At 37.1% G+C, this 12,310-nt stretch carries 14 protein-coding genes; 10 read left to right on the top strand and 4 right to left on the bottom strand.

What is annotated here, in order from left to right:
* Positions 1–296 precede the first annotated feature (296 nt).
* The 5 genes from TY15_RS12755 to TY15_RS12735 all read left to right on the top strand — a co-directional run bounded on the left by TY15_RS12755 (position 297) and on the right by TY15_RS12735 (position 7,806).
* Positions 297–1,385 (top strand): type III polyketide synthase, encoded by a 1,089-nt coding sequence (locus tag TY15_RS12755; RefSeq protein ID WP_040208434.1) that lies wholly within the window; start codon positions 297–299, stop codon positions 1,383–1,385.
* Positions 1,386–1,955, top strand: coding sequence for an isoprenylcysteine carboxyl methyltransferase family protein (locus TY15_RS12750; protein ID WP_179301838.1), 570 nt, complete (start codon positions 1,386–1,388; stop codon positions 1,953–1,955).
* 388 nt (positions 1,956–2,343) lie between these two features.
* A complete protein-coding gene (locus TY15_RS12745; protein WP_040208436.1) occupies positions 2,344–5,997 on the top strand; it encodes a dynamin family protein in 3,654 nt (1,217 codons plus the stop codon).
* A gap of 25 nt (positions 5,998–6,022) precedes the next feature.
* Entirely contained in the window at positions 6,023–6,844 is an 822-nt protein-coding gene (locus tag TY15_RS12740) for a sulfurtransferase (RefSeq protein ID WP_040208437.1), read from the top strand.
* 92 nt (positions 6,845–6,936) lie between these two features.
* Positions 6,937–7,806, top strand: coding sequence for a 5'-3' exonuclease (locus TY15_RS12735; RefSeq protein ID WP_040208485.1), 870 nt, complete (start codon positions 6,937–6,939; stop codon positions 7,804–7,806).
* 92 nt (positions 7,807–7,898) lie between these two features.
* Here the strand turns inward: TY15_RS12735 and sspL are convergent, their stop codons facing one another.
* On the bottom strand, positions 7,899–8,036 hold the full coding sequence (sspL, locus tag TY15_RS12730) for a small, acid-soluble spore protein L (RefSeq protein ID WP_040208486.1): 138 nt from the start codon (positions 8,034–8,036) through the stop codon (positions 7,899–7,901).
* Between the two features lie 84 nt (positions 8,037–8,120).
* Here sspL and TY15_RS12725 point away from each other — a divergent pair, with 84 nt between their 5' ends.
* Together TY15_RS12725 and TY15_RS12720 are read left to right on the top strand one after the other, a co-directional pair.
* Positions 8,121–8,612 (top strand): divergent PAP2 family protein, encoded by a 492-nt coding sequence (locus TY15_RS12725; protein WP_040208438.1) that lies wholly within the window; start codon positions 8,121–8,123, stop codon positions 8,610–8,612.
* Positions 8,613–8,651: 39 nt separating this feature from the next.
* Positions 8,652–8,921, top strand: coding sequence for a DUF6123 family protein (locus TY15_RS12720; protein WP_040208488.1), 270 nt, complete (start codon positions 8,652–8,654; stop codon positions 8,919–8,921).
* Positions 8,922–8,958: 37 nt separating this feature from the next.
* Here TY15_RS12720 and TY15_RS12715 read toward each other — a convergent pair whose 3' ends face one another.
* Both TY15_RS12715 and TY15_RS12710 read right to left on the bottom strand, forming a co-directional pair.
* Positions 8,959–9,879 (bottom strand): DMT family transporter, encoded by a 921-nt coding sequence (locus tag TY15_RS12715; RefSeq protein WP_040208439.1) that lies wholly within the window; start codon positions 9,877–9,879, stop codon positions 8,959–8,961.
* Entirely contained in the window at positions 9,876–10,295 is a 420-nt protein-coding gene (locus tag TY15_RS12710) for an RNase H family protein (RefSeq protein ID WP_040208440.1), read from the bottom strand. Before TY15_RS12710 ends, TY15_RS12715 begins: the two co-directional genes overlap by 4 nt.
* Positions 10,296–10,465: 170 nt before the next feature.
* On the opposite strand from TY15_RS12710, the gene TY15_RS12705 reads away from it, so the two are divergent.
* On the top strand, positions 10,466–11,122 hold the full coding sequence (locus TY15_RS12705) for a reverse transcriptase-like protein (RefSeq protein WP_040208442.1): 657 nt from the start codon (positions 10,466–10,468) through the stop codon (positions 11,120–11,122).
* Positions 11,123–11,141: 19 nt separating this feature from the next.
* Positions 11,142–11,327, top strand: coding sequence for a zinc-finger domain-containing protein (locus TY15_RS12700; RefSeq protein ID WP_040208444.1), 186 nt, complete (start codon positions 11,142–11,144; stop codon positions 11,325–11,327).
* Between the two features lie 59 nt (positions 11,328–11,386).
* On the opposite strand, the gene cspD is transcribed toward TY15_RS12700, so the two are convergent.
* Entirely contained in the window at positions 11,387–11,587 is a 201-nt protein-coding gene (cspD, locus tag TY15_RS12695; protein WP_007084796.1) for a cold-shock protein CspD, read from the bottom strand.
* 277 nt (positions 11,588–11,864) lie between these two features.
* Here cspD and TY15_RS12690 point away from each other — a divergent pair, with 277 nt between their 5' ends.
* Positions 11,865–12,125 carry a hypothetical protein gene (locus tag TY15_RS12690; RefSeq protein ID WP_040208445.1) on the top strand — a complete coding sequence of 87 codons (261 nt, stop codon included), beginning with the start codon at positions 11,865–11,867 and terminating at the stop codon, positions 12,123–12,125.
* The last annotated feature ends 185 nt before the right edge of the window (positions 12,126–12,310 follow it).

Genomic DNA, 12,310 nt, shown 5'->3' with positions numbered 1-12,310 from the left:
AAAGTCTGTGGGTTATTAGCGAACAATAAAATTAAAATTGAAGTTCAAACGCAAACAGAAAAACATTAAAAAACAGGAAAAACAGTTGTCATTTCATTTATTCTTAATTGGAAAAGATTATATGATGAACAAAAATGAAAATCACGCTATAATTTAAAAGCACAACAACAACCTTCAAAACGTTTGCTTCCCTTTTTAGGGAGGCTTTTTTTTTGCTCTTCTGCATGTTATTCCACTTGAATAATTCTTATATTTACTGGAAAAAATATCCGTACATATGTGGAAGGAGAATGATGATGCCTGCGATTATTTCTGTTTCAGAGGCGATACCTCCATTCGAAATAAGCCAAGATCATGTATCTGCATTTGCTAAGGAGTTATTTACTGACTCGTTTAAAGATATTGAGAGATTATTAAAGGCCTTTCAAAATGGCAAAATCCAAAAAAGACATTTTGTCAAAAATATGGAATGGTTTAAAGTGGATCATTCCTTTGAAGAGAAGAATAAGGCCTATATTGAGGCTGCGGTAATGCTTGGAAAAGAGGCGATTGTAAAATGTCTACATAATGCCAGCTTCCTTAAAGTCCCCATTTCTTACAATGAGATTGACGCGATATTCTTTATCTCGACAACCGGCATCTCAACCCCAAGTATCGACGCGAGAATCATGAATGAGCTAGCATTTAATCCTCATACAAAAAGAGTGCCCATTTGGGGACTTGGCTGTGCGGGTGGGGCTGCGGGTTTATCTAGAGCGTATGAGTATTGTTTAGCTTTTCCAAAGGCAAAAGTCATCGTTCTTTCCGTTGAGCTCTGCAGCTTAACGTTTCAGAGGAACGATCTTTCAAAAAGTAATTTAATTGGCACTTCACTATTTGCAGATGGAGTCGCCTGTGCGTTAATTTGTGGTGATGATTCAGGGAGAGAGAATTTTAGTAGGAAGGCTACATCACCTTCCATCCTTGCAACTCAATCAACATTGATGGAAAATTCATTAGATGTGATGGGCTGGGAAATAAGAAATAGTGGCCTATTTGTCATATTTTCACGTGATATTCCGCATATTATAGAAGGATGGTTAAAGCCCAATGTACTTAGTTTTTTAGCAAAGCATCAAATTGAGCTTGATCAAATCAACCATTTTATTGCTCATCCTGGTGGAAAAAAAGTATTGGATGCCTATGTGAAGTCACTGGGAATTCCATCTTCCATGAATGAAGTCTCGTTAGAGGTATTGCAACAATATGGAAATATGTCATCTGCAACCATTTTTTATGTTCTTAGGAGATATTTAGAGATGGAGATTCCTGAAAATGCACTTGGACTAGGAACGGCATTAGGTCCAGGATTTAGTTCAGAATTACTCCTTTTGAGGTGGAACTAGATGATTGACTTCATTCTATTTATCATCTTAATGGTGTTCATAATCCTTCAACGAATCGTGGAGCTATTTATTGCAAAGGGGAATGAAAAATGGATGAAACAACGTGGTGCCATAGAGTTTGGCCAAAAGCACTACAAGTATATCGTTTTGATGCATGTCCTTTTTTTGATTGTATTAACAATTGAAAAGGTGTGGTTTGACCGAGGTTTATCCGTAATATGGCCTGTGTTTCTAGTTGTATTTGGTTTTGCCCAGTTCTTAAGAATTTGGGCTATAACATCACTAGGAAAGTATTGGAATACAAGGATTCTTGTCCTTGAAAATGCGCAGGTTATTAGAAAAGGGCCATATCGCTTTTTAAAGCATCCTAATTATTTTGTGGTAGCCTTGGAACTATTGGTTGTTCCGAGTTTATTTAATGCTTTTTATACGGCAGCACTTTTTACATTCCTCAATGTTATGATGCTGAGGATTCGGATCCCTGAGGAAGAAAAGGCACTTCGTTCCTTAACAGAGTATGAGGGAGCATTCCAAGACTGTAATCGTTTTATTCCCAAGATTGTTAAATAAATGTGACAGTTAAATGAGGACTATTGAAAATGATTATCAATCATGCTAAAATAAATCTAACGATGAAAATCATTCTCAATTGTGAGGCTAATAAGGGCGGTGTTACATATGGCTTTTGCTTTTGTTGGAGGAACGGTTATTATTTATGCATTTGTCATGAAGCACGTTTTAAAAAATGTTACCCAATAATAAATAGTATGATGGAGCCAAGGAGAAATCCTTGGCTTTTTATTGTTTTAAGGAAAAAGTTCCAGAAGTTACTGAAAGGCATGCGGTGCTTATGCTAATTCGCAAAATTGTGAGTGCAACCGGGAGATCATGATAGGAAAAGTTAGAATTATCGTATAAAATAAAAAATATTAATATGTTGCTAAGGGGAATAAAAGAAATGGTGCAAACAGCTAAACAGCAAGAAACGGTGCAAACTCTTAAACAAAAAATTGCTTCAATATATGAATTTTTACTTGAACAGCAAGATATGGTCCAGGCCGATAAAGTAAAACAACTAGCCCGGAAATTAGAGAATCAAGAATTCCTTATTGCCTTTTGTGGTCATTTTTCGGCGGGTAAATCGACGATGATCAATCAAGTTGTGGGAGAAAACTTACTGCCATCCAGTCCGATTCCAACTAGTGCAAATTTAGTGAAAGTAAAGTCTGGTGAAGATTATGCCAAGGTATTTTTTAAAAATGAAAAACCAAGACTCTATTTGGCACCCTATGATTTTGAAGTAGTCAAAAATCATTGTAAAGACGGTGACAACATTGAAGAACTAGAGATTAGTCATAGTGATTCCCGTTTACCCTCAAATACAATTATTATGGATACTCCTGGAATTGATTCGGCTGATGATGCTCACAGGATTGCAACAGAATCAGCCATTCATTTAGCTGATTTGATTTTTTATGTAATGGACTATAATCATGTCCAAGCAGAGTTGAATTTTTTATTCACTAAAGAATTAACCGAGGCGGGTAAAGAAGTTTATCTAGTCATTAATCAAATTGATAAACATAAAGAAGATGAGCTGAGTTTTTCTGAATTTCAGAGAAGTGTAATGGATTCTTTTGCATCATGGGGAGTGAGGCCAGCTCGGATTTTTTATACTTCATTAAAACATAAAGATCACCCTTATAATCAGTTCCCGGAACTGCAAGGATTTCTTGCTGAAAAAATAGCAAATCAAGAGCGATTATTAGTCCCTTCTATTTATTATTCGTTAAGAAAAATTACTCAAGACCATCTGCATCAAAAGAGGGAGATGGAAAAGGAAGAGCTTGAGCCAAAACTTGAGATATTGAATGATTTGACAGACCAGGAAAGGCGTAATCTAAAAACAGCCTATCAAAGACTAAGTACAAACTTAAAGAAGTTATCAGAAGGTACTAGGGAAAAAGAAAGGGAATTTGAAGATGAAGTAACTCAAATTTTGAAAAATGCCTATCTGATGCCATTTCAAACGCGGGAATTAGCCGAAAAGTATTTGGAAAGTTGTCAACCTGAATTTAAGGTAGGCTTTCTGTTCTCAAAGCAAAAAACCATCGATGAAAGGCAGATGAGACTTGAAAGGTTTCATCAGGATCTTCTTGAAAAAACAAAATCACAACTTGAGTGGCACGTACGAGAATATTTACTCCGTGCCTTAAAGGAAACGGAACTTGATCATGCTGAGCTCCAAAACTTAGCACAATCCTTTTCCATCTCTGTTCCACTTGATTTATTAATAAAGACCGTAAAGTCAGGAGCTCGAGTTACCGGAGATTATGTCCTTCATTATACAGAAGATGTAGCCAATGAAATAAAAAGAATGACAAGAATTCAGTTAGTTGATTTTAAAGAAAGCTTTATAAAAGCATTAAATCAACAATCGACAAAAGTGAAGGAACAATCCGAACAGGAATTTAACAAGCTGGAGCGCTATGTAAATGCATTAACAGCACTCAAAAATCATGAAGATCGCTTTCTAATAAGAGAGCAACAAATAGCGAAATTGCTTACACAATCTGCTAACTTCCTCGAGGATGTTTACAAACTTTTTGATGCGAAAGAAGAAGAATACATGGTGGTCAATTCTTTAGGGGAGGAGAAGAAGGAAAAAGAAGTCCTTGTGAAAACAAAGGGTACTGAAACCATTTCAGAAAATGAAAAAAATCCTCGCCGTCAAGAGGGAGACCATTTAAAGAGAACAGCAGCAAAACTTAATCGTGCGGCAGGCTTAATTAAAGCTGTGCCTGGTTTTCATCAGTTAGCAAAAGAATTAGAACATAAAGCTATGAGGCTCGATAATAAAGGCTTTACTGTCGCGTTATTTGGTGCATTTAGTGCAGGTAAGTCTTCTTTTGCCAATGCGCTAATGGGCGAAAAGGTGTTACCTGTTTCTCCAAACCCCACTACGGCTGCCATAAATAAAATCAAGCCTGTGACGGAGGATTTACCGCATGGTACCGTCCTGGTGAAGTTTAAGGAACCAGAATCCATGATGGCCGATGTTAATCGGTCCTTAAAAGTATTTGACCTACATGCCGCCGATTTTGATGAGGCCGCAACAATAATCGATAAGATTATGCTTGGGAAGGCTCAGGTGGGGGTTCTAGAAAAAACACATTTTGCCTTTTTACAAGCATTTAGAAAGGGTTTTATCTCCTTTGTACCGTTGCTAGGAACTGTTTTAGAGACAGATGTAAACGACTTTCATGAGTTTGTCGCCAAGGAAGAAAAATCTTGCTACGTCGAATGGATTGAACTTTATTACGATTGTGAGTTAACTAGAAAAGGGATCACCCTTGTGGATACCCCGGGGGCAGATTCTATTAATGCTCGGCATACAGGGGTTGCCTTTGATTATATTAAAAATTCTGATGCTATCTTGTTTGTTACCTATTACAACCATGCTTTTTCAAAAGCAGATCGCGAATTTTTAATCCAACTAGGACGGGTAAAGGAATCCTTTCAAATGGATAAAATGTTCTTTATCATTAACGCGATTGATCTTGCAGAAAATGATCAAGAAAAGGAAACGGTTGTCGAATATGTCGAGCAACAGTTAATTAAATATGGGATAAGGCATCCACATCTTTATTCACTATCAAGTCTGCTTGCTATTGAAGAAAAAACGACACAAACAGGTAATAGGTCTTCAGGAATGAATGAGTTTGAGCTGGGGTTCTATCAGTTCATTTCCAATGACCTCGCAGAAATGGCCATTTCCTCAGCTGAAAAGGAATTGACTAGAGTAAATGATGTAGTAAGTAAGCTTATTCAAACCTCACAGGAGGATAGAAAGAATAAAGAACAAAGGAGAACAGAGCTTGAAACGCAAAAGGCGTTGGTCAGTTCTTTTATTGGAAACCAAACTATGGAACACTTACAAAACCGGTTGCTCCAGGAGGCAGAAGAATTAATTTTTTACATTAAGCAAAGAGTGTTTTTACGGTTCGGTGATTTCTTTAAAGAAAATTTTAACCCATCAACTTTAAAGGATGACGGTCGGAACTTGAAAAAAGTGTTGCAAGCAGCTCTCGATGAATTTCTAGAGAATCTTGGCTATGATTTTGCACAGGAAATGAGAGCAACAACGGTAAGGTTAGACCGATTTATTGAAATATTAATAACCGAATATCAAGCTGTCCTTACAAGGAATCTTCTGGAAATTAATAGTGACCTTTCTTTTTCTGCATTTGAAAAGGGAGAAAAGGAGGACATTGATTTTCCTAACGCCTTTAAGGATATAAATCCGCAACTGTTTACGAAAGCATTGTCGTACTTCCGAAATCCTAAGTCCTTTTTTGAAAAAAATGAGAAGAAATTCATGAGTGAGGAACTTTATCAGGTTCTCTCGTCACTTGCAGATGATTATTTAAAACAAGAAACGAATCGCCTTACTGGTCATTATAGTTCAGACTTGAAGAATGAAGTCACTCGATTATTAACGGAAACGAATGAGCAGTCAGATGATTTTTATTTAAGTCTTCTTGCTACCTTAGAAGGAGGAGTTTCCGTCGAGCATCTAACTGAAATCCAACAAAGACTTATCAATGAATAAACACTATATGAGGGGGCGCTTTTGCTTGAAATATGTTAAAGATAAGGAATGGTTATTGAAAAATTTATATGATGTGAATGTGAGAATTGTTGATTGTCGATTTTCATTGGCGGAACCTCAAAAGGGAGAAAACGAGTATAAGCGAGATCATCTGCCAGGTGCTGTTTTCTTCGACCTAGAACAAGACTTGTCTGGAATGGTTAAAAAGCATAGTGGTCGACATCCCTTGCCAAAGGTAGAAGACTTGGTTTTGAAACTAGAACAGGCTGGAATCAGTAATAACACGATCGTTATCGCCTATGATAACGGAGAAGGTGCCTATGCTGCACGATTTTGGTGGCTTCTTCGCTATCTTGGGCATGTAAATGTGTATGTACTTGATGGTGGATATAGTAGGTGGCAGAAAGGGAAGCTGCCAGTTTCAGCAAATATCCCGACCTTTGATAAAGGAGTCTTTCAAGTCGATCTTAAGCCGGAGTTAATGGTAACGATGGTTGAAGTTCGAGAGGCGATTGAAAAGAACAGCAAAATCTTAATCGATTCCCGCGAGGAAAAACGATATCAGGGCTTGGAAGAACCGATTGATAAGATAGCGGGGCACATTCCTAATGCGATTAATAAACCATGGATGGAAGGGGTAAGGGATAACCAATATTTACCGCTAGAAGAACAAAGCAAACGGTTTTCAGAGATTGATAAGAAAAGTCCGATTATTGTGTATTGCGGATCTGGAGTTACGGCTGTTCCTAATTTCCTTGCTTTACTGGAAACTGGGTTCGAAAATGTCCAGCTTTATGTTGGTAGCTTTAGCGATTGGATCTCGTATCCGGAAAATAATGTCGAATAAATTTTTAGTTCTTCTTATGTTATAATGGTATTCTGTTGTTTTTACCACTAAATAGGGGGACTGGAAAATTGGAAAATCAAAAGCCTTCACTAATGCTAGTTGATGGAATGGCCCTTTTGTTCCGTGCTTTTTATGCTACGGCTGTTACAGGGCAATTTATGATAAATTCAAAAGGAATTCCGACCAATGGAATTCATGGCTTTGTAAAACATCTATTTACAGCGGTATCTTCCTTCAAACCGACGCACCTTGCTGTTTGTTGGGATATGGGTAGTAAAACCTTTCGAACAGAATTATTCCCGGATTATAAAGGGAATCGTGGAGAGGCACCAGTAGAACTAATCCCACAATTTGATTTAGTTAAAGACGTTGTGTCTTCTTTTGATATACCTAATATTGGCTTGGCAGGCTATGAGGCGGATGATTGCATCGGAACAATCGCACAGCAAATGAAGGAATTTGCCCATGTGTCCATCTTAACGGGAGACCAGGATATTCTCCAGCTTTTAGACGAAAGCATTTCTGTTATCTTGTTGAAAAAAGGGTATGGGAATTATCTTGTGCATACGCCACAAACTTTTTTTGAAGAGAAAGGGATTTCACCGAGGCAGATGATTGATTTAAAAGCACTGATGGGAGACACTAGCGATAATTATCCTGGAGTCAGAGGAATTGGTGAAAAGACTGCCCTTAAGCTTTTGCAGGAATTTGAACATATTGAAGGAATCCTTACAAATCTGGACAGCCTATCAAAATCCAATAAAACAAAAATTGAGAAGGATTTAGATATGCTCCACCTGTCCAGGACATTGGCAGAAATAAAATGTGATGTGCCTGTTTGTTGTGAATTAGAGGAAGCAGGACTTCTCATTCAAAAAGAAAAGGCAGTCAATAAATTAATGGAAATCGAACTTCGTGGTTTACAAAGACTGCTTCCCTTGGAGGAAGCGATTATCTCCTAATATGAACAGGGTGTTCCAAACTTTGGGACACCCTCTTTACATGCTCACTTTTGTAAGGTTCATACAACAACTAGGACATCCAATTATCGCGATTATTTGGTGTTACTCTTTTTAGCAGCATTTTCTAATTGGCTTTTTGGACTCTCAGTCATTTCTGCATCCTGCCCATATCCTTGGGGGTTAACCCCTGGTGCTTTGACTCCTCGATTTACATGGCCATTTTTGCTCATCATCCAACACCTCCCACCTTTTTAGTATTTCCAGTCGGAATAATAAAACTCCACTTTCTAAACAATAATGGTAGAGGTGATGAAATGAACAAAGGTGTTTATTTGGCCCTTTTTAGTATTGGGCTTGCCCAAGGCGTAAAAATTCCCATTCATTATATGAAAGAGAAAGAATGGCGACCAGATTTGTTTTTTGGTACCGGTGGTATGCCTAGCTCCCATTCAGCAGGGGTGTCAACACTTACAACATATATTGCTTTACAAAGGGGATTACCAACGTTTGACTTTGCTCTTTCTCTTGTATATGGGTTGATTGTTATGTATGATGCGCAAGGAGTACGGAGACAAACTGGAGAACTGACCTTAAAAGTTAATTCCATGAATGAATTAATTGAAAAAATTCATAAAGAAGAAAGTGTAGAATTTAAGCAAGAATCCCCTAAAAAGTTAAAAGAAATGTTAGGGCATCAACCAGAGGAGGTAGTTGGTGGTGCATTATTAGGGATTGTAGTGGGGGTTATCGGTCACCTATTCACAAAAAAGGATAGAAAATATTCTAAATTTCGGTTAAAATTTTAAAGGATATTCAGATATGTTGGGAGAGGGATGGTTCATTCAGTGCAAACAGTGGATGATTACTTACTTCACTTGGAGGGGAAAGGCTTTCAATTTCAAGAAGACGCAATTGGCTTTATATTCTTTGGAAAACACTATACCAATGCTTCCGATGAAATTATAAATACTGCGATTGAGCTTACCTTAAAGGCGCAAAAAAGCTTTGATGGCAGTTTTTATGTATCATTATTGGAAACGTTAATTTCAAACAGAGTAAACACTAGGAATGCTGCCATAAAGTTTGTAAAGGAAAATGAATTACTCGCAATTTAGTACAGAAAAGCTCCCTTCTTCAATGAAGGGAGCTTACTTAGCTTTCGAGACCTTTATTTTTTCTAAGTATAAGCAGTTTATTTGCTGGCATCTCAGCAAAGATCATGCCTATAAAAATGAGAACACACCCAAAGAGAGCACTAATGGATAAACGTTCTTGTGCCCAAAAATAACCAGTAGCAGCTGCAAAAACAGGCTCCATTGTAAAAATTAAAGCCACCCTTGTTGCTGAAGTGTATTTTTGGAAATTGGTTTGAATGAAAAATGCTATTGCTGTCGCGAAGACGCTCGTGATCAATAAGGCGATGATCACATCAGTTGAAAAGAGAACGTCTTTCGTTATCGACTTTCGCCAATCCTCAAAGAGTAAAGAAGAGAAAAGTGAAAATAAGGCAACTGTCGAAATTTGGATTACCGTTAAAAGTAGTGTGGGATATTTATTGCTAAATTTTCCTGTTAAAATGATATGCATGGCAAAACTAATCGCACAAATAAACACATAACCATCACCCACATTAAGTACTGTTACATCAGTAAGTGTCAGTAAGAATAAACCGATGGTTGCCGTTAAGACTCCTACTACGGCATTTTTACTTGGAAATTGTTTAAGTAAGATCATCGAGAATAAGGGAACTAAAACGACACTTAGTCCCGTGATAAAACCTGCCTTTGAGGTGGTCGTGTATAATAGACCAATGGTTTGGGTCACATAACCTAGGAAAAGCCAAAATCCGATGAACACCCCAGACAACAGAAATTTAAGGTTTAAATGTTTAAGTTGCTGCCTGTTAAAAATAAGTAAGCAAAGAAATAATAATCCGGCCGCAATGGCAAAACGTATCCCGTTAAAAGCAAACGGTGGAAGAAAATCAATTGCGTTTTGCACCAATACAAAGGTAGTACCCCAAATAAGTGTAACTAGAAGCAAACTTAAATCAGCAAACATAGGTCTTTTCATGTTGGTTTATGGGACTCCTCACGTTTATTTTTATGGATAGCCTTGCGGGCAAGATCGTCCGCAACTTTGTTTTCAGCACTAGGAATCCATTTCATGAAAAATAAATCAATTTTTCTTGTTAAGGATAATGCTTCTTCAAACAAAGGAGCGTATAATTTATTTTTGACAAATTCTTTTTCCATCGCCTTATTTACCAATTCAGAATCAGTCCGAAACGAAATGACCGAATCAGCAAGGCCATTATTTATACATATATGTAATGCTTGAATAAAAGCATGAAATTCCGCTTCGTGGTTTGACATGTGGCCAAGTGGCAGTGAGTATGTTTCGGCCAGTCCATTTCCTTTTATGAAAATCCCAGCTCCACTTGGTCCAGGATTACCAGCACTTGCCCCATCAATATATACTTCAATCAATGCCGATTCCTCCATCTTATTAATATAGAAAGTTTACCATATTTATACTTGTCATGCAGGGAATTTAAATCAGAACGAGCCACGAGGGTATAATAGTATATATATTTTTCCACTAAATGAATAAGCTAGTTGGTAAGAATAAGAAAATCATGCTTGAGAGGCTGAAAAAAATGAAATATAGGCTTGAGTGGAATTACAAAGTGAAAAGTAATGAAAAAGTCCAATGTTCATCCGAATGGGTGCTAGGTGAATTAGCTGTTCAAATGGCTGAAGAATTAGAGGGGACTGGAAAAATAACGGATTTGTATTTTTATGATGAAAAAGGAACATCATGGATATTAAAGGAAATGAAAAAACTATTAACTGAAATTGAAGAAGACCCCCATGACATAACCGTTTTTTTTGACGGAGGTTTCCATAAGGATACAAATCAAGCAGGGCTCGGTGCAGTTATTTTCTTTAAGCAAGGAAAAAAGAAATATCGGATTCGGGCAAATGAACGCTTTGATGAATTAGAATCAAATAATGAAGCGGAATATGCAGCGTTTTATTTTGCGTTAAATATTTTAGAGGATTTAGGTGTTACGCATTTAACATGTGAATTTAAAGGCGATTCACAGGGCGTTTTAAAGCAACTCGAAGGGGAATGGCCATGCTATGAAGAAACACTTAATCGTTGGCTCGATCGAATTGAAGAAAAACTAAAAATGCTCGATTTGCTGCCTAAATATTCTGTGATTCCAAGAAAGGATAATAAGGAAGCAGATAAATTGGCTACACAGGCATTAGAGGGAAAAGAAATTTTCGCCAAAACACTAATTTTATGAGAAGAGGGTGCTTTGTATAATGAAGCCTTCAGTAAGAAAAGAATTATTGAGCAAGGTAGAAGGCTTGATGAATCAATATTGTGATGGCTGCTTTTTACATCAGCATTTAAACAAAGAGAACGGCCGGAGAGCGGCGCATCGTTTTTGTATATCTGAATGTACGGTGGGAGAAAAGCTCCAGGAGTATGGTAAAAAACTAATATGAAACCATTTAAAAAGGCTGACGATGATCGTCAGCCTTCGATTGTCATTATCAGTTATGGATTAAAGTTTTACCACGTTAGCAGCTTGTGGTCCACGGTTTCCTTCAACGATTTCAAAAGAAACTTCTTGACCTTCTTCTAAAGATTTGAAGCCTTCGCCTTGGATCGCGCTGAAATGTACGAATACATCGTCTCCACCTTCAACTTCGATAAATCCAAAACCTTTTTCGTTGTTAAACCATTTTACTTTACCGTTTTGCATGTACGTCTTCCTCCTAAGCCTTTCATGACACTTTTATCGAATGTCATAGTTCAATATTATCATGTAGCAAATTAGCAAAAATGTTATTCGGTTACATGATGCTTTAAATATACAATAATGAAAAAAGACAGTCAAGAATGATAATCGCTTTTTTCAGAAAATATACAGGATTTTATAAATTTATTAAAGGTTTGAATTAATACTTTGATAAACATATTTTGGGGACTTCCTCATATGTTAGATTAATCAATTGTTCATATGAGAGGTGGGAGCAAGAATGTATCGATTTTCAATTGAAGGGGAAGATTGGATCTTACGATTCGCACCACAAGTTTATATTGAAGCAGATGAAAAGCAAGCCATTTTGATGTCACTGCTTCAAATTGGGAATCGAATTGCAAATTTTGCTCATGGAACTGCATTCATTATGTTTGCCAAGAAAATTGGTGCGATTGTTTTTGATGTTGAGCGAATCCCATCGCTGATTCTAACCGTATCAAATATTATTCCAGAAGAAAATTGGTATAATCAGGAATGAACCTTTTAGATAACAATTGAGTTATTGGTGGTGGAATTTCAATAATGGCCACAAATAAGGGTAGTCACTCTTTTCATTTAATTAAATAAAACCTGTTGTCAATGATCGGCATCACGTAGAAGACTCCATTGTGAAGGAGTCTTCTCAGACCGTAGACAAACTCGAAAATTTCGAGTTTGTCTACG

The organism is Neobacillus jeddahensis, assembly GCF_000612625.1.
Taxonomy (GTDB): Bacteria; Bacillota; Bacilli; order Bacillales; family Cytobacillaceae; genus Neobacillus; species Neobacillus jeddahensis.
Note: the sequence above shows the minus strand (reverse complement) of the source record. Positions and strands in the feature narration are given on the sequence as shown.

Bases quoted from the DNA above. Each gene is read 5' to 3' on its own strand.
- TY15_RS12700 (WP_040208444.1), top strand. From the start codon at position 11,142: ATGAAGCCTTCAGTAAGAAAAGAATTATTGAGCAAGGTAGAAGGCTTG.
- TY15_RS12745 (WP_040208436.1), top strand. From the start codon at position 2,344: ATGGTGCAAACAGCTAAACAGCAAGAAACGGTGCAAACTCTTAAACAA.
- TY15_RS12725 (WP_040208438.1), top strand. From the start codon at position 8,121: ATGAACAAAGGTGTTTATTTGGCCCTTTTTAGTATTGGGCTTGCCCAA.
- TY15_RS12755 (WP_040208434.1), top strand. From the start codon at position 297: ATGCCTGCGATTATTTCTGTTTCAGAGGCGATACCTCCATTCGAAATA.
- TY15_RS12690 (WP_040208445.1), top strand. From the start codon at position 11,865: ATGTATCGATTTTCAATTGAAGGGGAAGATTGGATCTTACGATTCGCA.
- TY15_RS12705 (WP_040208442.1), top strand. From the start codon at position 10,466: ATGAAATATAGGCTTGAGTGGAATTACAAAGTGAAAAGTAATGAAAAA.
- TY15_RS12750 (WP_179301838.1), top strand. From the start codon at position 1,386: ATGATTGACTTCATTCTATTTATCATCTTAATGGTGTTCATAATCCTT.
- TY15_RS12715 (WP_040208439.1), bottom strand. From the start codon at position 9,879: ATGAAAAGACCTATGTTTGCTGATTTAAGTTTGCTTCTAGTTACACTT.
- sspL (WP_040208486.1), bottom strand. From the start codon at position 8,036: ATGAGCAAAAATGGCCATGTAAATCGAGGAGTCAAAGCACCAGGGGTT.
- cspD (WP_007084796.1), bottom strand. From the start codon at position 11,587: ATGCAAAACGGTAAAGTAAAATGGTTTAACAACGAAAAAGGTTTTGGA.
- TY15_RS12735 (WP_040208485.1), top strand. From the start codon at position 6,937: ATGCTAGTTGATGGAATGGCCCTTTTGTTCCGTGCTTTTTATGCTACG.